At 67.8% G+C, this 19,341-nt stretch carries 19 protein-coding genes and 1 tRNA gene; 8 read left to right on the top strand and 12 right to left on the bottom strand.

Going from position 1 to position 19,341, the window contains the following annotated elements; all coding sequences use genetic code 11:
* Positions 1-46: 46 nt before the first annotated feature.
* The 3 genes from FNH04_RS20520 (at position 47) to FNH04_RS20500 (ending at position 4,569) form a co-directional block, all read left to right on the top strand.
* The gene (locus FNH04_RS20520; RefSeq protein WP_322723389.1) at positions 47-1,513 is read left to right on the top strand and encodes a peptidoglycan D,D-transpeptidase FtsI family protein; all 1,467 of its coding nucleotides are present in this window, start codon (positions 47-49) and stop codon (positions 1,511-1,513) included.
* Positions 1,514-1,683: 170 nt separating this feature from the next.
* A complete protein-coding gene (pknB, locus tag FNH04_RS20510; RefSeq protein ID WP_152786312.1) occupies positions 1,684-3,687 on the top strand; it encodes a Stk1 family PASTA domain-containing Ser/Thr kinase in 2,004 nt (667 codons plus the stop codon).
* Between the two features lie 342 nt (positions 3,688-4,029).
* The gene (locus FNH04_RS20500; protein WP_322723387.1) at positions 4,030-4,569 is read left to right on the top strand and encodes a restriction endonuclease; all 540 of its coding nucleotides are present in this window, start codon (positions 4,030-4,032) and stop codon (positions 4,567-4,569) included.
* A 61-nt stretch (positions 4,570-4,630) separates the two neighbouring features.
* Here the strand turns inward: FNH04_RS20500 and FNH04_RS20495 are convergent, their stop codons facing one another.
* The 6 genes from FNH04_RS20495 to FNH04_RS20470 all read right to left on the bottom strand — a co-directional run bounded on the left by FNH04_RS20495 (position 4,631) and on the right by FNH04_RS20470 (position 9,361).
* Positions 4,631-5,434: a class E sortase gene (locus FNH04_RS20495; protein WP_386575604.1), complete on the bottom strand. Its 804-nt coding sequence runs from the start codon at positions 5,432-5,434 to the stop codon at positions 4,631-4,633.
* 71 nt (positions 5,435-5,505) lie between these two features.
* Positions 5,506-6,924 (bottom strand): class E sortase, encoded by a 1,419-nt coding sequence (locus FNH04_RS47790; protein ID WP_322723385.1) that lies wholly within the window; start codon positions 6,922-6,924, stop codon positions 5,506-5,508.
* Complete coding sequence (locus tag FNH04_RS20485; protein WP_322723384.1) at positions 6,921-7,559, bottom strand: aminodeoxychorismate/anthranilate synthase component II; 639 nt, start codon at positions 7,557-7,559, stop codon at positions 6,921-6,923. Before FNH04_RS20485 ends, FNH04_RS47790 begins: the two co-directional genes overlap by 4 nt.
* Positions 7,556-7,717, bottom strand: coding sequence for a hypothetical protein (locus FNH04_RS20480; RefSeq protein WP_152786310.1), 162 nt, complete (start codon positions 7,715-7,717; stop codon positions 7,556-7,558). Before FNH04_RS20480 ends, FNH04_RS20485 begins: the two co-directional genes overlap by 4 nt.
* 52 nt (positions 7,718-7,769) lie before the next feature.
* Positions 7,770-8,462, bottom strand: a complete 693-nt coding sequence (locus FNH04_RS20475; RefSeq protein WP_322723382.1) for a class E sortase — start codon at positions 8,460-8,462, stop codon at positions 7,770-7,772.
* 59 nt (positions 8,463-8,521) lie between these two features.
* Entirely contained in the window at positions 8,522-9,361 is an 840-nt protein-coding gene (locus FNH04_RS20470) for a DUF881 domain-containing protein (RefSeq protein WP_152786306.1), read from the bottom strand.
* A gap of 142 nt (positions 9,362-9,503) precedes the next feature.
* Here FNH04_RS20470 and crgA point away from each other — a divergent pair, with 142 nt between their 5' ends.
* On the top strand, positions 9,504-9,758 hold the full coding sequence (crgA, locus tag FNH04_RS20465; RefSeq protein ID WP_322723381.1) for a cell division protein CrgA: 255 nt from the start codon (positions 9,504-9,506) through the stop codon (positions 9,756-9,758).
* Between the two features lie 318 nt (positions 9,759-10,076).
* On the opposite strand, the gene FNH04_RS20460 is transcribed toward crgA, so the two are convergent.
* Both FNH04_RS20460 and FNH04_RS20455 read right to left on the bottom strand, forming a co-directional pair.
* Positions 10,077-10,991 carry a rhomboid family intramembrane serine protease gene (locus tag FNH04_RS20460; protein WP_152786304.1) on the bottom strand — a complete coding sequence of 305 codons (915 nt, stop codon included), beginning with the start codon at positions 10,989-10,991 and terminating at the stop codon, positions 10,077-10,079.
* A gap of 180 nt (positions 10,992-11,171) precedes the next feature.
* The gene (locus FNH04_RS20455; protein WP_322723379.1) at positions 11,172-11,705 is read right to left on the bottom strand and encodes a peptidylprolyl isomerase; all 534 of its coding nucleotides are present in this window, start codon (positions 11,703-11,705) and stop codon (positions 11,172-11,174) included.
* Between the two features lie 509 nt (positions 11,706-12,214).
* On the opposite strand from FNH04_RS20455, the gene FNH04_RS20450 reads away from it, so the two are divergent.
* Complete coding sequence (locus tag FNH04_RS20450; RefSeq protein WP_322723378.1) at positions 12,215-12,916, top strand: DUF5324 family protein; 702 nt, start codon at positions 12,215-12,217, stop codon at positions 12,914-12,916.
* Positions 12,917-13,369: 453 nt separating this feature from the next.
* Here the strand turns inward: FNH04_RS20450 and FNH04_RS20445 are convergent.
* A tRNA-Ala gene (locus FNH04_RS20445) sits at positions 13,370-13,442 on the bottom strand.
* 182 nt (positions 13,443-13,624) lie between these two features.
* Between FNH04_RS20445 and FNH04_RS20440 the strand changes: the two genes are divergently transcribed.
* Together FNH04_RS20440 and FNH04_RS20435 are read left to right on the top strand one after the other, a co-directional pair.
* Positions 13,625-14,173, top strand: a complete 549-nt coding sequence (locus FNH04_RS20440; RefSeq protein WP_152786302.1) for a helix-turn-helix domain-containing protein — start codon at positions 13,625-13,627, stop codon at positions 14,171-14,173.
* Positions 14,174-14,631: 458 nt separating this feature from the next.
* A complete protein-coding gene (locus FNH04_RS20435; RefSeq protein ID WP_152786300.1) occupies positions 14,632-16,425 on the top strand; it encodes a serine/threonine-protein kinase in 1,794 nt (597 codons plus the stop codon).
* A 157-nt stretch (positions 16,426-16,582) separates the two neighbouring features.
* Here the strand turns inward: FNH04_RS20435 and FNH04_RS20430 are convergent, their stop codons facing one another.
* The 3 genes from FNH04_RS20430 to FNH04_RS46615 all read right to left on the bottom strand — a co-directional run bounded on the left by FNH04_RS20430 (position 16,583) and on the right by FNH04_RS46615 (position 18,792).
* Positions 16,583-18,061 (bottom strand): hypothetical protein, encoded by a 1,479-nt coding sequence (locus FNH04_RS20430; RefSeq protein WP_152786298.1) that lies wholly within the window; start codon positions 18,059-18,061, stop codon positions 16,583-16,585.
* Positions 18,062-18,262: 201 nt separating this feature from the next.
* Complete coding sequence (locus FNH04_RS47785; protein ID WP_003999697.1) at positions 18,263-18,391, bottom strand: DLW-39 family protein; 129 nt, start codon at positions 18,389-18,391, stop codon at positions 18,263-18,265.
* Between the two features lie 161 nt (positions 18,392-18,552).
* The gene (locus FNH04_RS46615; protein ID WP_194236748.1) at positions 18,553-18,792 is read right to left on the bottom strand and encodes a hypothetical protein; all 240 of its coding nucleotides are present in this window, start codon (positions 18,790-18,792) and stop codon (positions 18,553-18,555) included.
* On the opposite strand from FNH04_RS46615, the gene FNH04_RS47780 reads away from it, so the two are divergent.
* Positions 18,728-19,099 (top strand): DUF6344 domain-containing protein, encoded by a 372-nt coding sequence (locus FNH04_RS47780; RefSeq protein ID WP_386575608.1) that lies wholly within the window; start codon positions 18,728-18,730, stop codon positions 19,097-19,099. The two genes, FNH04_RS46615 and FNH04_RS47780, sit on opposite strands and share 65 nt — an antisense overlap.
* The last annotated feature ends 242 nt before the right edge of the window (positions 19,100-19,341 follow it).

Here is a 19,341-nt window from a genome sequence, read left to right as displayed (position 1 = left end):
CCCCGGCCGCCAACCCCGACGCCGAGATGACCCAGGTGGTCCGACCGTGAACAAGCCCCTGCGCCGGATCGCGCTCTTCTGCGGGCTCCTCGTGCTCGCCCTGCTGATCCGCGACAACTGGATCCAGTACGTCCAGGCCGACTCGCTGCGGACGGACAAGGAAAACCGTCGCGTTTCCATCGAGCGTTACGCCACCAAGCGCGGCGACATCATCGTCGACGGCAAGGCCATCACAGGGTCGGTCGCGACCAAGGGAACCGACTTCAAGTACAAGCGCACCTGGAAGAACGGCGAGATGTGGGCGCCGATCACCGGCTACTCCTCCCAGGCCGTGGGCGCCTCGCAGTTGGAGAACCTCGAGGACGGCATCCTCACCGGTAACGACGACCGGCTCTTCTTCCGCAACACCCTCGACATGCTCACGGGGAAGAAGAAGGAGGGCGGCAGCGTCGTCACCACCCTCAGCGCCGCCGCGCAGAAGGCGGCCTTCGAGGGCCTTGGTGACAAGAAGGGCGCGGTCGCCGCGCTCGACCCGTCCACGGGCGCGATCCTCGCGCTGGCCTCCACGCCGTCGTACGACCCGTCCACCTTCGCCGGCGTCAGCAACAAGGACGCCGAGACCTTCACCAAGCTGGACAAGGACGAGGACAAGCCGATGCTCAACCGGGCGCTGCGCGAGGCGTATCCGCCCGGTTCGACCTTCAAGGTGGTCACGGCCGCCGCGGCGCTGGAGAACGGCAAGGTCGACGGCATCGACGAGGCCACGGACACCGAGGACCCGTACCGGCTGCCCGGGACGTCCACCAACCTCACCAACGAGCACGGCGAGTGCGAGAACGCCACCCTGCGCTACGCGCTGATGGTGTCCTGCAACACGGTCTTCGCCAAGCTCAGCGACGACGTCGGCAACGAGAAGATGATCGAGCAGTCCGAGAAGTTCGGCTTCAACAACCCGAAGCTCGACACCCCGGTCCGTGCCGCCGAGAGCGTCTACCCCGAGGACAACGAGCCGCAGAACGCCATGGACGGCATCGGCCAGGCCTCCAACCGCGCCACTCCGCTGCAGATGGCCATGGTCGCCTCCGCGGTCGCCAACGACGGCAAGCTGATGAAGCCGTACATGGTCGAGGAGCTGAAGGCGGCGAACCTGGACACCATCGAGAAGCACCAGCCCGAGGAGCTCTCGCAGGCCGTGTCCGGCGAAACCGCGCAGCAGCTCCAGAAGATGATGGAGACGGTCGTCAGCGACCCCCAGGGCACCGGCGGCAGGGCGAAGATCTCCGGCGTCACCGTCGGCGGCAAGACCGGTACCGCCCAGCACGGTCTCAACAACAGCAAGAACCCGTACGCGTGGTTCATCTCATACGCCAAGCTCAGCGACGGCAGCGCGCCGGTCGCCGTGGCCGTGGTGGTCGAGGACAGCAACGCCGAGCGTGACGACATCTCCGGTGGAGGTCTCGCCGCTCCGATTGCGAAGAGCGTGATGGAGGCGGTCATCAACAGCAAGAAGTGACCCCTGTCACGTCGCACTCACAACAGCGCATGTTGCGATACCGGTCCTGTATCGGGTGACGCGACCGGCCAGGTCACGTAAGGCGATCCGGGTACCGTATGCCCGGACAGCACACCGCCGGACCACACGTGGGTGCGGTCGGGACCGACGGAGAGGGCTGGTAGGAAGCTATGGAAGAGCCGCGTCGCCTCGGCGGCCGGTACGAGCTGGGCCAGGTGCTCGGCCGTGGTGGCATGGCCGAGGTCTACCTCGCTATGGACACTCGCCTCGGCCGCACCGTGGCGGTGAAGACGCTGCGCGCGGACCTCGCGCGCGATCCCACCTTCCAGGCCCGGTTCCGCCGGGAGGCCCAGTCGGCCGCCTCGCTCAACCACCCCGCGATCGTCGCGGTCTACGACACGGGCGAGGACTACATCGACGGGGTCTCGATCCCGTACATCGTCATGGAGTACGTCGACGGCTCCACGCTCCGTGAGCTTCTGCACAGCGGCCGCAAGCTGCTGCCGGAGCGGGCCATGGAGATGACCATCGGCATCCTCCAGGGTCTGGAGTACGCCCACCGCAACGGCATCGTCCACCGCGACATCAAGCCGGCCAACGTCATGCTGACGCGCACCGGCCAGGTCAAGGTGATGGACTTCGGCATCGCCCGCGCCATGGGTGACTCCGGTATGACGATGACGCAGACGGCCGCGGTCATCGGCACCGCCCAGTACCTGTCTCCCGAGCAGGCGAAGGGCGAGCAGGTGGACGCGCGGTCCGACCTGTATTCGACCGGCTGTCTGCTCTACGAGCTGTTGACGGTCCGTCCGCCCTTCATTGGCGACTCCCCGGTGGCGGTGGCCTACCAGCACGTACGGGAAGAGGCCCAGCCGCCGAGCGTCTTCGACCCCGAGATCACGCCCGAGATGGACGCGATCGTGCTGAAGGCGCTGGTCAAGGACCCGGACTACCGCTACCAGTCCGCCGACGAGATGCGTGCCGACATCGAGGCCTGCCTCGACGGCCAGCCGGTCGCGGCCACCGCCGCCATGGGATCGGTCGGCTACGGCGCCTACCCGGACGACCAGCCGACGACGGCCCTGCGCGCCACGGACGCGGGGGCGACCACCATGCTCCCGCCGATGAACCCGGACGACGGCGGCTTCGGCTACGACGACCGCCGCGACCGGCGCCGGCAGAGAAAGAACAACACCTCGACGATCCTGCTGGTCGTCGCGGGCGCCCTGGTCCTGGTCGGCGCGATCCTGATCGGCAAGTGGGCGTTCGACGGCCAGAACACGAGCGGCGACACCTTCAACGCACCCAACTTCGTCGGTGTGTCCCAGGCCGAGGCCAAGCGAATGGCGACCAACGTCGAGTTGAAGCTGTCGACCACCGAGAAGGCCTGCGAGGACCAGAAGAAGGGCTTCGTCTGCGAGCAGAACCCGGCGGCCGACGCCCAGGTCAAGAAGGGCGACACCATCCAGCTGGTGCTGTCGACGGGCGCGCCCAAGGTGACGGTGCCGGATGTCCAGGGCCTGTCCTACGAGGAGGCCGAGTCCCAGCTCGAGGAGAAGGGCTTCACCGTCGAGCAGAAGACGGAGGAGTCCGACCGCACGAAGGGCACCGTGATCGGTCAGGACCCCGAGGGCGACAGCAAGGTCGCGAAGGGCTCCACGATCACTCTCACCGTCGCCAAGGAAGAGGCACAGTCGGTGGTCCCGGACGTCAAGGGCCAAAGCTGTGACGATGCCAGGAAACGGATGGAGGAGAACGACCTCACGGGCACGTGCACCGAGGTGGAGACCGAGGACGACAACCTGGTCGGCAAGGTCGTCGCCACCTCACCGCAGGCCGGTACCCCGGTCGACAAGAACTCCACGGTGAGCATCCAGATCGGCAAGAAGGCCGAGCAGCAGACGGTGACCGTACCGACGCTCACCGGTCAGCGCCTGAAGGACGCCAGGAAGGCCATCGAGGACGCGGGTCTGCAGGTCGGCAACATCAACGGCTCGCAGAACGACGACGCCATCGTCCTCGCCCAGGACCCGCAGGCCAACAGCCAGGTCCCCGAGGGCACCACGGTGAACCTCACGGCCGTGGACCAGGCGGACGGCAACAACGGAGGCAACAACAACGGAGGCGGCTTCTTCGGAGGCTTCACCGGAACGTCGGCCCGCGAGGAGGACTGACCCCGCCTGCTTCAGGAAAGCCCCGGCACCGTTCAGCATGGTGCCGGGGCTCCTCTCATGTACAACCGCCGGCCGAAATGTCGGGATAGACAAGGAACGCGGCTCCCTGTGGCCGACCGATCCGGCACGTAGCGGGTCCGGCTTTGTCGCAGCGAAAATCACACCCTCGTCATTGTCACCCGCTGGACGCGCTGGCAGATCAGTTTGTTGCTGAACTCAAAAAGCCCCAGAAACGACAACATCGCCAAATCAACCGCGCCATCCGTGACAACCCCGAACGAGCCCTCCCCACCCCTGGGTATCACCAACAACCCAGCCCTCTCCGGAACTTGATCACGCCCTGTGCGAGAGATCGTTGACGGCTTTGCTGGAATCGAAGAGCCTGCGCAACGGCGTGCTGGAGGCCAGCGGTTACCACCTGCTGACAGGCGAAGAACTGAGGTCCTTCAAGGACCTCAGTGGAATCCAGTCACGCACACGATCCCTGGCACTCTTCTCCCTCCGAGCCGTCCTCAACATCGCCTGCTCCGTGGCAGCGAAGTCGCACGTCAGGTGTGTGTCCGAAGTGACCGCGGCATCGACATCACCGCACGCACCGCCGACGGACGCACTGTCGCCGTCCAGTGCAAGAACCGAGCCGGCCGCTGGATCGTCCCAAGTGCCGACATGCAGAAGTTCGGCCGGTGCCGCAAAAGCCGTCGACCGGGTCGATGTCGCGCTGTTCGTCGCCACCTGCGAGTTCAGCCGAGAAGCTCAGGCGATCGCCGATCTGAGTGGGGTCATCACCGTGAGCCGCAACGAGTTGGAGGAGTGGAGCGCCGGAGTGCGTCTCAAGGCACTGCGATAGGCGTACACAAGAGAGGCCCGAAGCCGCAAGGGTAAGTTGCGGCTTCGGGCCTCAGTCATGGTAGGCGACAGAGCTCAGCACAGGAGCTCAGTCACCTCACCGCAGTTCCTTCGGCAACGTCCGGTCCCCGTCCACCTTCTCCACCCGGTCCAGCTCCCCCCACACGATGTACCGGTACTGGGAGGTGTACACGGGCGTGCAGGTCGTCAGCGTGATGTATCGGCCCGGCTTCTTCCTGCCCGACTCCTTCGGGACGGGCGCCAGGACCTTGACGTTGTACTTAGAGGTCTGGGGGAGGATCGAGTAGACCTTGTAGACGTACCAGTCGTCCTTGGTCTCGAAGACGATCGGGTCGCCCTTCTCGATCCTGTCGATGCTGTGGAACTTGGCGCCGTGGCCGTCGCGGTGGGCGGCGAGGGAGAAGTTGCCGTTCTTGCCGCTCGTCGGCAGGGTCGCCTTGACGGGGTCGGTGTAGTAGCCGGCCACACCGTCGTTCAGCAGCTTCGCCGACGTGCCCTTGCGGATCAGGATCTCGTCCTTCGTCATCGACGGGACGTGCAGGAAGCCGATGCCGTTCCTCGTGTCGAGGGCCCCGGGACCGGTGTCCCTGTCCTCCGCCCAAGTGTCACGGACCTTGTCGCCCTGCTTGTCCGCCTCACGGTCGGCGACGACGTTCGTCCACCACAGCGAGTAGACGACGAACAGTCCGAGGACCAGTCCCGCGGTGATGAGAAGCTCACCGACGACGCTGACCGCCATCGCGATCCGGCCCAACCTGCGGCGCGGCGTCCCTGCCGGGGATACTGCCGGGGCCGTGGTCACCGGCGCGTCGGTCCGCTCCTCCTCCTGGTCGCCCTGCTCGTCGTGCTGCTGCTCCCCGTGCTCGGTGGTCGCTGCCACTGCATCTGCCCCGTCTGTTCCTGGTACCGCGTCGTCCTGCCGGCCGGGCTCCCCAGGCCGACGGGACGCGTTCACTGGACGAGCGCGTCCGGTTTGCCCTTGCTGCGCGGCCGTTCCTCCACCATCTTGCCCCACACGATCATCCGGTACTTGCTGGTGAACTCCGGCGTACAGGTGGTCAGCGTGATGTAGCGGCCCGCCTTCGTGAATCCGGATCCCGCGGGGACCGGATCGAGGACTCGGACGTTCGACGGAGACGTCACCGGCAGGATCGAGGCCATGTCGTAGACGTAGTACGTGTCCCGTGTCTCGACCACGATCGGATCGCCGGGCTTGAGGCGGTTGATGTACCGGAAGGGCTCGCCGTGCGTGTTGCGGTGCCCCGCGATACCGAAGTTGCCCGTCTTCTCCTCGGGCATCGCCGTCTTGATGCTGTCCGCGTCGTAGTGCCCGACCATGCCGCGGTCCAGGACCTTCGACTTGCTGATGCCCTCCGCGATCGGCACGACCACGTCCAGCTTCGGGATGTGCAGGATGGCGAAGCCCTGTCCGGGCTGGAACACCCCCGGCGCGCGCTTGCCGCTGGCCCACTCCTCCTGGAGAGTGGTCGTTTCCCTGCCCGCCTGCTGCTGCGCCCGGATGTTCGACCACCACAACTGGTACGTCACGAACAGCAGCATCACCACGCCGGTGGTGATGAACACCTCACCGATCATCCGGCTCGCGAGGACACCCGCGCTGGGCCTGCTCGCCCGCGCCGCCCTCCGGGCCTCCACCCGCGACCGGGGCGCCGCTAAGGGCGTCCCGTCGGCCCTCTCGCCCTCCAGAGCGCCGTGCCGAGCCCTCCCCGCCGTTCCCGCCGCTCCAGCGCCTCCACGGCCGCTGTGGGCCCCGTGGGCGCCATGAGCGCCTCCGGAGGCCCCTCCGTGCCGCCCGTGCCGCTTCGTGGCCTTCCTACGGGCCGCACGGCCTCCGGAGGCCATCTCGTCGGCCGCCTCGGCCGCTCGCCGCGCGTCCTCCACCCGCAACGCCACGGTCTCCTCGTCGAGCGGCAGGGGCCGGTATCCGGCCGTCCTCTCGTCGACCTCCGGATGCCCGAGCCCCGCCGCCTCGTACACGCCCCCGTACGGGGTTTGCGGGCGAGGCGTCCCGTACGGGGACGGGGACGGGGAGACGGGCTCGTACGGAGCCGGACGCGTGGGCTCGTACGCGGGCCTCAGACCGTCCGGCCCGTACGGCGGCGGCTCCTGCTGCTGCGCGTACCGCTGTCCGCTCCAGTCCTCGCCGTACCAGGTGCGCTGCGACTCCTGTGCTGCCTGGCGTTCGGAAGCCGCCTGGGGCAGCGGATCGGTGAGCGGGTCCGCGAGCCCCTCCACCGCCACTTCCAGGGGGTCCGCCTCGAACACCTCCGCCTCGAACGCGTCGGCTCCCCCGTACGCGGCCTCGCCGCCGTAGGGGGAGCTGTCGCGCTCGGGGCGCAGCGCCGTCACGCCGTGGCCCTGCCCACCACCGGGGCGAGCCCTGCCGACCGGGCCACGGCGTCCTGGTCACCGCACTCCACCAGCCAGTTGGCGAGCATCCGGTGCCCGTGCTCGGTCAGCACCGACTCGGGGTGGAACTGCACCCCCTCCACCGGGAGTTCACGGTGCCTCAGGCCCATGATGATCCCGTCGTGCGTGCGTGCCGTGACCTCCAGCTCGTTCGGCACGGTCGCCGGTTCGGCGGCCAGCGAGTGGTAACGGGTCGCGGTGAAGGGGGAGGGCAGCCCAGCGAAGACCCCCCGACCCGCGTGCTCCACGGGGGACGTCTTGCCGTGCAGCAGCTCGGGCGCGCGGTCCACGACACCGCCGTACGCCACCTGCATCGACTGCATCCCGAGGCAGACCCCGAAGACGGGCACGCCGGTCGCCGCGCAGTGGCGCACCATGTCGACGCATACGCCCGCCTCTTCGGGCGTACCCGGTCCGGGCGACAGCAGCACACCGTCGAACCCGTCCTGCGCGTGGGTGGTCGCCACCTCGTCGTTGCGGAGCACCTCGCACTCGGCACCCAGCTGGTACAGGTACTGGACCAGGTTGAAGACGAAGCTGTCGTAGTTGTCGACGACGAGAATCCGGGCGCTCACTGGTCGTTCACCGTCACATCGTTGAAGGGCAGGAGGGGCTCGGCCCAGGGAAAGACGTACTGGAAAAGGACATAGACCACAAGCAGGGCCAGTGCGAGGGAAATCAACGCCTTCACCCACGCGTTGCCCGGGAGATGCCGCCAGATCCAGCCGTACATGCCGTCCCTTCCCTCACACCACGGCACAGACTCACGCCGTCACGTCACCAGACTAACGGCGCAACGCCTCCGGTTTCCCTTCCTCCACAGGCTGTGTGGCGTCAAGGTGCGCCCACACGATCAGCCGATGGCTGTGCCCCCACTCCGGTTCACAGGTGGTCAGCGTCAGATAACGGCCTGGACGTGTGTACCCCGACTTACGTGGCACAGGATCGATCACCTCAATGTCCGTGGGCAGGGTTTTGTACGGCCCCTTGTCGATCCGATACGTGAACCAGGTCACCCCGTCGGTCAGCACCACCGCGTCGCCGGCGCGCAGCTTGGGGAAGTCCTTGAACGGGTCGCCGTACGTGCGGCGATGGCCGGCCACGGCGAAGTTCCCCTTCCGCCCGAGACGTGCCGTGTTCGCGTAGTGGCCCAGGCCCTTCTTGAGGGTGTTCACCTTCGTGCCCTCGAGCACGGGCTTGTTCCACGTGAAACCAAGACGGGGGATGTACATGAGAGCGAAGGGTTCGCCGTCCTTGTACGGTCCGGGCTTCGTGTTCGCGGGAGCGGCCGGACTTCCCGGTGCGGGCGACTGCTTCACGGTGCCCTTCGACCAGCGCTCCTGGAGTCGGTCGACCTGCCGGTCCATCGCGCTGTCGGCCTTCACGCCCGTCCAGAACAGCACGTACGCCACGAAGAGCACGATCAGGGTGCCGATGGTGATGCACAGTTCACTGACGGTCCTGACGATCACGCGCACCGGCGGCTCCTGAACGGCCAAAGCAGCTGACCCCCCAGGCGGTTGGCGGCCCGGACGGTCTACTCGACGGGTTTCGCGTAGTGCAGATCCACTGTGCCCGAGTAGCCGGGAAGAGTCACCGGCCCGTCCTCGGTGACTTTCCAGCCGAGCCCGTAGACGTTGACGTAGACCATGTAGTTCTGGATCGCGGGGGAGGCGGTGAGGGCCTTCTGCAGCTTCTCCGGGTCGCCGACCGCCTGGACCTTGTACGGGGGCGAGTAGACGCGGCCCTGGAGGATCAGGGTGTTGCCGACACAGCGCACGGCACTGGTGGAGATCAGCCGCTGGTCCATGACCTTGATGCCCTTGGCGCCGCCCTGCCACAGGGCGTTCACCACGGCCTGAAGGTCCTGCTGGTGGATGACCAGGTAGTCGGGTTGCGGCGCGGGGTAACCGGGCAGTTTGGCGGTGGCGTTTGGCGGGGCGTCGTCGAGGGTGACCGTGATGGCCTCGCCCTTGAGCTTCTGGGTGCCGGCGTTCTTCTCCAGCGCCTTGATCCTGTCGTCGTCGGCCTTGGTGTTGCCGTCGTCGCGCTCGGCGAGGGCCTCGACCTCGCCTCGGAGGGCCGCGTTGGACTCGTCGAGCTGACCGTTCTTCTGGCTGCGCTCGTGGATGAGGTCGGAGAGCTTCAGCAGGGAGCTGTCGGTGCGGATGTTGGTTCCCTTGGCCGTGTTGAAGCTCGTGAAGAAGATCAGCCCGGCAAGGGCGAACACGGCCACGGTGAGCACTCTCACCGGCCGGAACCTGGATCCGGAGCCCTTGGCGGCGGGATCGGCGGAACCCGTGTCCGGTGTGCGGTCGGAACCCGTCCCGGACGGGTCGGCCGCGCCCACCCGGGGTGTGTCGGCGGAATTGCTCAACGTACCCTTATCTCCTTCGGCGCCGCGGAAGCACTACGCTAACGGACGCCCGGGGGAGCATTCAGTGTCCCCTTGTACGCTGCCCTGGGACCCGCCCCAGTTCCCTGCGCGGCCACGCAGCGCATCGACAGGAGAGACCCTCGTGCCGAAGTCACGTATCCGCAAGAAGGCCGACTACACGCCGCCGCCGACCAAGCAGGCAACGAACATCAAGCTGAACAGCCGTGGCTGGGTCGCCCCCGTCATGCTGGCCTTGTTCGTCATCGGCCTCGCATGGATCGTCGTCTTCTACGTCACCGACGGTTCGCTGCCCATCGACTCGCTCGGCAACTGGAACATCGTGGTCGGTTTCGGCTTCATCGCGGCGGGATTCGGCGTCTCCACCCAGTGGAAGTAGCCCGCCCGGACAGCTGGTACGGCAGGTGACGTGAGGCTCGCCACATGGTGAACCCAGCTCTGCCCATGGCTATCCACCGAGTTATCCACAGGCGTTTTCCACATGGGGAAAAAGAACGACGATCTGTGGATAACCTGTCGGGCATTGACGCCGGTACGACAGAAGCACCGACCTCCGCAAGCATGTTCGCCCCCTGCCTCACCTGCGAAAACTCGGGTGAGCGCCAGGGGGCACAGCTGTTCCCGCACCCTATGCACAAGATCCGCCACGGTCTGTGGACAAACATCCGTTCAGCCAGCCCCGGGCCCAGGAACCCTCTCAGGTGAGCTGGGCCGTCCTGACCAGCGTCGCGAGCACCACCGCGGCCAGAACCAGAGCGCAGACGCCGTACTGGATCAGAGCACGGCGCTCACGCGGCGCGTGCACCATCGCGTAGCCCATCACCACACCGCCGACGAGCCCGCCGACATGCGCCTGCCAGGAGATGTTGAACCCCGGGCTGAACGTGAAGATCAGGTTGATCACCAGCAGCACGATGATCGGCCGCATGTCGTAGTTGAGCCGGCGCATCAGGACCGCGGTCGCGCCGAAGAGACCGAAGATGGCGCCCGAGGCACCCAGCGAGGGCTGGTTGGCGTCGGCGAGCAGATAGGTGAGGGCACTGCCCGCGAGGCCGGAGACCAGGTAGACGACGAGATAGCGGACGCGGCCGAGGGCCTCTTCCAGAGGGCCGCCGATCCACCACAGGCTGAGCATGTTGAACATGATGTGGACATAGCCGCTGTGCAGGAACATCGCCGTCAGCAGCCGGTACCACTGCCCGTCGGCGACGCCCTCGATCGAGCCGAGGTGCTGCACATACGCCAGGCCGATGAGGTCGAAGCGGTCGGTGAAGCGGTCGCCGAGGGAGAGCTGGAGCAGGAAGAGCAGGATGTTGATGCCGAGGAGCGCCTTGGTGAGGAGCCGGGGATCGGCGGTGACGGGGCCTCCGGCGAGGGTGCGCGGCCGGGAGGCGCTGGGGGCGTGGTCCGTACCGGAGCCGCCGCGGACGCACTCGGGGCACTGGAAGCCAACGGAGGCGCTCACCATGCACTCCGGGCAGATCGGCCGCTCGCAGCGGGTGCAGCGCACGCCGGTCTCCCGGCCCGGGTGCCGGTAGCAGCCGGGCACGCTGTGGGCGTCCTGCGGTCCCTGGTCCTGCGGCCCCTGCGGGCTGCCCGGCGCCTGGTCCATGGGGTCCCCTCAATCTCCGTACGTCGGCACGCGGCGGGCGCACGAGGATCAGTACACGCAACGCCGCGCCCCGCTCATCCTTACGGTTGAGCGGGGCGATTGGTTCCCTTCGGGCCGTGCGGGCCCTTTCGGGGTGCTGCGAGCGGTTTGAGCTGCTCGGCGTCGGCGGGCGTCGAGGGCTCAGCCCTTGCGGGTCTCGACGACGACCGACTCGATGACGACCTCGTTGACCGGGCGGTCGGTGCGGGGGTTGGTCTGGGTGGTCGCGATGGAGTCGACGACCTTCTGGCTGGCCCCGTCGACGACCTCACCGAAGATGGTGTGCTTGCGGTTCAGCCAGGCCGTCGGGGAGACGGTGATGAAGAACTGCGAGCCGTTGGTGCCCGGGCCTGCGTTGGCCATGGCCAGCAGGTAGGGCTTGTCGAAAGCGAGGTCCGGGTGGAACTCGTCCTCGAACTGGTAGCCGGGGCCGCCGGTGCCGTTGCCCAGCGGGTCACCGCCCTGGATCATGAATCCGCTGATCACCCGGTGGAAGACCGTGCCGTCGTAGAGCTTGTCCGTGGACTTCTCGCCCGTTGCCGGGTTGGTCCACTCACGCTCGCCCTGGGCGAGCTCGACGAAGTTCCGGACCGTCTTGGGCGCGTGGTTCGGCAGCAGCCGCACCTCGATGTCGCCATGGTTGGTCTTCAGGGTGGCGTAAAGCTGCTCAGCCACGATCTGCCTTCCGTTGTCCCTCTGTGACTTACCTGATCCTCGCACGGACGGCGCCGTGCGTCGCCCGGCCTCCACATCCGAGCGAAGATCGGGGGGTCGATCTTGCGATTCCGGTAACTCGTACGTCCGGATTCCGGGCCGCGCTCGCAGAAAACCGGTCGAGTGGTCCCGGACAGGAGCGCGCGACGACGATTCGTGGCATCGTCGTCGACAAGCTCCTGTTGCCCCGTATTCATCCGCTATTGGATGTGATCGTCTCTCCACATCCAACCTTCCACCGCACCCGCACTCGTACCCGACCCGCACTGAACCCCATGGACATCTCACATAGCCCGTAACGGCCTCGGTACCGACCCCGTACCGATCACCGGCCCCGCGCCGGTATCAGTACCCGCCCCGGCGGCGTGACCCGGATGCGCGCCCTCACATGCCCGGGAGCGTTTGGGCAGGCATGATCCGTAAAAGGGTGGAAAGTCGAAATACCGTACGCCACCGAGGAGGAGGATCCCGTGACCCGCAAAGACAGCGTGCGCACAGCGGCCGAGTCGGCGAAGGACAGCGTGCGGCACGCCGCGGACGTGGTGGCGCCCTACGCCGACACGGCCAAGGACAAGGCCACGCACTACACCCGCGAAGCCCGCGTACTGCTGGCGCCCAAGGTGTCGCAGGCCGCGGAGCAGGCCCGCCATCAGTACGGAGCCCATGTGGCCCCACGGCTGGAACAGGCCCGCTCTCATGTGCCGCCGAAGGTCGACCACGCGGCCCATGAGGCCGCTGCCCGCACCCGCAAGGCGGCCCGGCAGGCCGCCGTGTACACCGCGCCTCGTGTGGAGCGGGCCATCGCCGCGGCCGGGCCCGTCCGGGAGGAGGCCGCGTCCCGCAGCGCCGCGGCGCTGGCCGCACTGCGCGGGCAGGTCTCTCCCCAGCAGATCCAGAAGCTGGTCCGCAGGCAGCGGCGCCGGGCCAGGATCGGCCGGATCGCCAAGGGACTGGTCACCCTGGGTGCCGTCGCGGGCGGTGCTTTCGCCGCCTGGAAGTGGTGGGACAAGCAGGCCAACCCCGACTGGCTGGTCGAGCCCCCCGCCGCCACCGAGGTCCCTGACACCGGTCACCTCTCGTCGGTCGACGGCAGCGGCCACTCCTCCCTCGACCCCGAGGTCCAGGCCAAGGAGGCCGAGGAGGAAGCTTCGAACAGGGACGACCGCCGCTGAGTGGGATCGCCGAGCGGTTCTGACCTGCAGGCGGTTCCGACTGATGAGCCGTTCCGGCCGAGTGCCGGACTCCGGGCGTTCCGCCCGGCGAGCGACACCGATCCACCAGGCATCAACAGCGCTGTGGGGCAGGAGGCTTGAGACCCTCCTGCCCCACAGCGCTGTTTCACGTGGAACATCCCCACCGGAACGCATCGATCCGATTGCGGAGAGTTTCAGGACGTGACACCCGGCCGACCCTGTGACGCAGCCCACAGTTTTCGCACATGCGCACGCCAGGGCAGCCTCCCCCTCCCCACCTCGGAAGACCCCTCATTCCTGCTCTTCCAGCACAGATAGCGATCGCGACGAGCCACCGGGCGGCACGCACCCGTCCCGGCACACGGCATCGCACAGGGCAGACACGAAACGACCGGCCTGGTCGTCCTAGGACGACCAGGCCGGTCATGGGTGTGGAGCCTAGGGGAGTCGAACCCCTGACATCTGCCATGCAAAGACAGCGCTCTACCAACTGAGCTAAGGCCCCGGAAGGTAAGCGTCCACCCGGAGGATTCCGCCACCGGCTGGCGCCGCAGACCAGAGTACCGGGTCACCCCCGGTATCTCGCAAAAAGATTGGGGGTCCCAGTAAACGACCACTCTCCGTAAGATGCTCGTCGTGGTTCGCTACAGCGAACCGCGGTATTTGGGGAAGCGATGGGGAGACGCAATGGACGCCGCACAGCAGGAAGCGACCGCAAGAGCCCGGGAGCTGCAGCGGAACTGGTACGGGGAGCCGCTGGGGGCGCTCTTCCGTAAGCTCATAGACGACCTGGGCCTCAACCAGGCTCGTCTCGCGGGGGTGCTGGGCCTGTCCGCACCGATGCTGTCGCAGCTGATGAGTGGTCAGCGCGCCAAGATCGGCAATCCTGCGGTGGTCCAGCGGGTGCAGTTGCTGCAGGACCTGGCGGGGCAGGTCGCGGACGGCAGCGTGAGCGCCGTGGAGGCAACCGAGCGCATGGACGAGATCAAGAAGTCGCAGGGGGGTTCGGTGCTCAGCAACACCACGCAGTCGACGACGAGTTCGGGGGCACCCACGGTCAAGCGGGTGGTCCGTGAGATCCAGTCGCTGCTGCGCTCGGTGGCGGCCGCGGGCGACATCATAGAAGCGGCGGACACCCTCGCCCCAACCCACCCGGAACTGGCAGAGTTCCTCCGGGTGTACGGCGCGGGCCGCACCTCCGACGCGGTCACCCACTACCAGACACACCAGAACTGAGCCCAAGTCCCGGTCGCCGAAGGGGGTTCGGCGACCGGGCGGACGACAGGGAGCACGAGCAAGCTCGACCAGAGCCGCGGGAGAACGGAGCGGACACAGCCAACGCGGACGTACGACGCATGGCAAGACGGTCAACTCCCGCGGAGAAGCCGAAGAGAGCCCAAGCAGCTCGAAGGCGACGACTGGAACACGGTAGGTACCCGACAGCCCGACAGCCGGAGCACGAAGGCACAGCCAACGACAGCGAGAACGGCATACGGCAGCCCGAGCGAGCTGCATCCGATCAAGCCGTGTGGAGCTGGAGAGCAGCCGGTCGGCAAAGCGGCCACCGCGCGAGGAAGCCGAACAGGGGCAGGTGAGCCAGATGTCCGCGACCATCCGAGCGGGCCGAGGGAGCCGTAGGGCTCGTCTGGTGAAACCGGCCAAGGGGGGAGCCGAAGGGGGAACGACGCACAACCATGGGTGAGGTCTTCGCCGGCCGGTACGAACTGGTCGACCCGATCGGACGTGGAGGAGTAGGCGCCGTCTGGCGCGCCTGGGACCACCGGCGACGCCGCTATGTGGCGGCCAAGGTCCTCCAGCAGCGCGACGCGCACTCCTTGCTGCGCTTCGTCCGGGAACAGGCTCTGCGGATCGATCACCCCCATGTCCTCGCGCCCACCAGCTGGGCCGCCGACGACGACCAGGTCCTGTTCACCATGGAACTGGTCACCGGAGGCTCACTGGTCAACCTCGTCAACGACTACGGCCCTCTGCCGCCGGCCTTTGTCTGCGCCCTGCTCGACCAGCTCCTTTCCGGGCTCGCCGCGGTGCACGCGGAGGATGTCGTACACCGCGACATCAAGCCCGCCAACGTCCTGCTGGAGGCCACCGGCACGGCCAGGCCGCACCTGCGCCTTTCCGACTTCGGCATCGCCATGCGCCTGGGCGAGCCCCGACTGACCGAGACCAACTACGTGGTAGGGACACCCGGTTACTTCGCACCCGAGCAGATGCTGGGCTCGGAACCGGACTTCCCCGCCGACCTGTTCGCGGTGGGCCTGGTCGCCCTGTATCTCCTCGAGGGCGCCAAACCGGACGCCAAGGCACTCATCGAGTACTTCGCCGCCCAGGGCACGCCCGGACCCCCGAAGGGCATCCCCGGGCCCCTGTGGCAGGTCGTGGGCACGCTTCTGCAGCCCGACCCCGACTCCCGCTTCCGTACGGCCACGGGTGCCCGCAAGGCCCTGGCCGCGGCCGCCGAACTCCTGCCCGAGCCGGGCCCCGACGACGAGTTGGTGGAGGTCTTCGACCAACTCGGGCCACTGCCCGACGGTTTCGGTCCAGACGGCCCCATGAGAAAAGCGTCGGGACTGGACACGGGTCGAACAGGCACAGCGCCGCCGTCGACTCCGGACCAGGACACCGGGGGCTGGCTGCCACCGGCTCCCGTCACCGGCTCCGTGCCCGCGCGCCCCACGACACCGCCGCCGATGCCCGGCAGTGCGCCCTCGGGGACCGGCTCAGGCAGTGAGCAGTGGGGGTATGCGCCGGTCAACGGCTATCAGGAGCACGGACCGGGCACTGGGACTCAGGGCCGTGGACCAGACACTGGATCTCAGCCCCACAGGCTGGGCACCGGGCCTCAGGAGCGCACCTCCGGCCCCGTATATCCGGAGTCCACTCCGGGGGCCGTAGAGCGGGAGCCCGCTCCCGCCGCCGTACCTCCGCGCCCTGAGCACGACCCCGAGCCAGTACGGCCGTCCACGATGTCGGACACCGGCAGCTTTCACCTCCCGCCGCCGCAGGCGCAGATCACCGGGGACCCTGTCCAAACGCCCACGCATGACGGGCAGCAAGCTTCGCCGCACCACCTGCCCCACCAGCACTACCAGCACCAGCACCCCGAACAGCCACCCACCCCGCCCGCGCCGACCGCGCTGCCGGGCCAGGCCCCTGTCTACGCCCCGCACCACTCCGAACCCACGCATGTTCCCTCCCCCCAGCCGCACCCGCTGCTGAGCCCTGTGGGCCTCGAGAGCCCCGAGAACCCCGAGAGCCCCGAGAGCCCCTCGCAGGCTCCGACGTCTTCAGCGCAGCAGCACGCTTACGTCTCTACTGGTTCATACACCGCTCGACCTCCGCAGGTTCCACGTAGATCGAGGAGAATCTCGCGACGCCGTCCGGGCCCGCCCGCCAGGGTGGCCGTGCCCGTCCTCCTCCTGGCGCTGGTCTGCTACGCCGTCGGCTTCTGGGCTCTGGCCCAGCTCTGAGGCCCAGCTCTGACCGGGGCGAACCCTGGGGCCTCAGCCCGGCCCTTGCCGAACTCGCGGGCGGTCCTCATGTGGGCCACTGGTCCGCCGCGGGCACTTCAGGCGGCCCTTTGGCCAAGCTGCCCTTGCCCTGAGCCGCCGCGGTCCTCTCCGCTCCTCACCCGGCCCGCCGCCGCGCCATAACCGTCCACAGTGCGAGCCCCAGGACCAGCACGCTCCCCGTACCGATTCCGCCCACGGCGACCAGCTTCAGCGAGGTGTCGTGGGCCGCGAGTCCCTGAGTGCTCCCCGAGGCCTGTGAGCCGCCGGACCCCGCGGTTCCTCCCGATTCCCCGCCCCCGGAGTACCCGGAGCCCTCGTCGACCTCCGCACCACTCTCCGGTCCCCGCTCGGCGGTCTCCCAGTCCTCATCCGTGACCTCGAACACACCCTGTGGCTCGGACGCCCCCAGATACCCGGGCCCCTCCGCCGCCGTACCCGCCACCCGTACGCGCAGCGTCAGACCGAACGGCCCGTCGCCGAACCGGTCCGCGACCGGAGCCCCGAGATGCACGGCGAGGTAGTACCAGCCTGCGAACCGCATCGCGCTCATCTCGTTGCTGAGGGCGAAGCGGTTTGTATAGCGGACGGGGGGCAGCGGCTTCAGGTCCACGGACCGCTGGCTGCCGTCGTAGCCGGACGTCACGTCGTCCGCGAACCCGCGTACGGGGTTGTAGAGGGACATGACCAGTGCGGAACCCACGAAGCCGTCGGAGTCACTACTGGCACTGCCCAGTTCGGCGGTGACGTACAGCTGTTGCCCCCAGTCGACGGGCACCTTGTAGTACAGCGTTCCCCCGGGCCGGATACCGCCCGGGGCCTCCCAGACCCCCTGTGCCACGGGGCTCGCCGTGGCGAAGCTCGTACCGCCCTTGCGGCGCTCGGCGTCGCCCGAGATGCCTTGCGGGGAAGCGGAGTTCCACGTCTCGGGTGCCTTCGTGGAGCCGGTCTGCTTCAGAGGGGGCTCCAGCACGTAACCGAGCTCCAGCGCCCAGGCGCTCCCCTCGTCCGGAGACCCTTGCGAACCTTCGGTCTCCTGGCCTTCGGAGCCTCGGGAGGACGTCACCGTACCGACGCGCTCGACGACCACGTAGTACGTCCCGGCCCCCTGGCACATGTACGGGTCGCTGCCGATCTCGCGTGACGCCCAGGCAGTGACGGGGCGCGGGCTGCGAGTGGGCCCGAAGCGCGAGGTCTCGGAGGAGCAGCGGTGGTTGTCGGCGTCCTGCAGGCTCACCTTGACCCCCTCCGTCGAGGCAACCGTTGTCCCCGGCTTGGGGACGGCCGTGACGGAGACGTACGCATGGGAGCTGTCGTCGAGTTCGAGTCGGTAGTAGAGCTTGCCGTCCTCGCCGAGGGAGCTGCGGTACGCCTGCCCGGGAGCGAGTCGTACGGAACCGGTGGTGGCCGGCGTGCCCTCGACCGTCCTGGCGTCCTCCGCGAAGGCGTACGGATCGGGGTTTCCGGCCGCCGCGGCCTGCTCGGGCAGCGCCGTCGTCGCGCACAGAGCCGCTCCCACGGCCGCCACAGCTCGCCACCAGACCGTGCGCCGCCCCATCACGCGCCACCCCTCGTCGTAGCCCCGGACGCCGCCCATCCTGCCCCGCCGACGGGCGCGTCACCCTCACTATGCGAACGCGGGCGCAAAACGCTCTCTACCGAGGGCACAACTTTTTACATAAGCAACCAAATAGATCGCAGAAGCAAAGAATCGGCCGAAACCACCCCGGACACACAAAACCCCGACCGCGAGGGCGGTCGGGGTCTGCTCTGAGACTGATGTCGATGCTGTCGACACTCACGAACCCGTGGGCACGGAGTCAGTCGCCTCCGTCCACAGATCCTGCTCGGCGCGATCCGCCTGGATCTGGCGGTACACGAGGAGCCCGCCGATGGCGGCCAGTGCGACCAGGAGAAGCTTCTTCACCGCGCGACCTCGTCTTTCCTTGACGTAGGGGACCTCTGGCGCCCGACTATACACACCGATCGATATCGATCGGTGACCTGCGTCGGACCTCAACTGCCGTCCGGCATACCGCAGTAGAACCGGACGTCGCCGTTCCGATGGCAGGGTGATCACATCTCACTTCACGCGATATTCACCGCGAAACCATACAAATAATAATTTTCCCATCCTCTTGCCCCCATCCGGGTGGTGCTCATCCGAAGATCGACGCGCCACGGGCGTTGATCCACCACTTCGCGGCCCACATACACATCATGAGGAAAGTACGCAAATCGCCCGACCCGAAAGTGAGGGGCAATGGCCCGCAACAAGGTCAGGAACCTGTGGACCGCCGTCGTCACCGCCTTCATCGCGCTGTGCACGGCACTCGGACTCATCACGCCCACGGCCTCCGCCGCCGTACCGCACACCGCGCCGGCCTGCAACAGCGCCCAGAAGACCGCGGACGCCCCGGCGCTACCCCACTGGTCCCGGCCCTACGGCCGCTCACTGCCCCCCACGATGAAGCAACGCATCCGGGCCGAAGCCCACGGCTCCTCCCCGTCCTGCCGCCTCCGCCCATCCGGTGAGCCTCTCACAGGGCCTCTCTCAGAGCCGCACGGGACGCAGTTCATCAACGACATGACAGCCGATACGACGACCGCTCACAGGGCGGGGCCCAGAACGTAGCCCCACCCTCGACGGCACAGCACGAGCAGCCGACCCGACAACGACGTACCACCTCGACACAACGGCGATCTTGCGTACAGGACGACATCGCACGAGTAAGGCCCCCGACTGGATCGGCGGATTCAAGGGGTCGTCGCAACACGCGGTGAGTTGATCAAGCCGCGAGCAGTTTAGACAGACGCTCGGCTGGGGTCTCCCAGCCGAGCGTTTTGCGTGGGCGGCTGTTGAGTTCGGCGGCGACG

It is taken from the genome of Streptomyces phyllanthi, from assembly GCF_009377205.1.
In the GTDB taxonomy this organism is placed as follows: Bacteria; Actinomycetota; Actinomycetes; order Streptomycetales; family Streptomycetaceae; genus Streptomyces; species Streptomyces phyllanthi.
This window is presented reverse-complemented; position numbering and strand designations above follow the sequence as displayed.

What these genes read in the sequence shown, in the direction of transcription:
- pknB (WP_152786312.1), top strand. Translation starts at nt 1,684, where the DNA reads ATGGAAGAGCCGCGTCGCCTCGGCGGCCGGTACGAGCTGGGCCAGGTG.
- FNH04_RS20480 (WP_152786310.1), bottom strand. Translation starts at nt 7,717, where the DNA reads ATGTACGGCTGGATCTGGCGGCATCTCCCGGGCAACGCGTGGGTGAAG.
- FNH04_RS20460 (WP_152786304.1), bottom strand. Translation starts at nt 10,991, where the DNA reads ATGGACCAGGCGCCGGGCAGCCCGCAGGGGCCGCAGGACCAGGGACCG.
- FNH04_RS20440 (WP_152786302.1), top strand. Translation starts at nt 13,625, where the DNA reads ATGGACGCCGCACAGCAGGAAGCGACCGCAAGAGCCCGGGAGCTGCAG.
- FNH04_RS20435 (WP_152786300.1), top strand. Translation starts at nt 14,632, where the DNA reads ATGGGTGAGGTCTTCGCCGGCCGGTACGAACTGGTCGACCCGATCGGA.
- FNH04_RS20430 (WP_152786298.1), bottom strand. Translation starts at nt 18,061, where the DNA reads ATGGGCGGCGTCCGGGGCTACGACGAGGGGTGGCGCGTGATGGGGCGG.
- FNH04_RS47780 (WP_386575608.1), top strand. Translation starts at nt 18,728, where the DNA reads ATGGCCCGCAACAAGGTCAGGAACCTGTGGACCGCCGTCGTCACCGCC.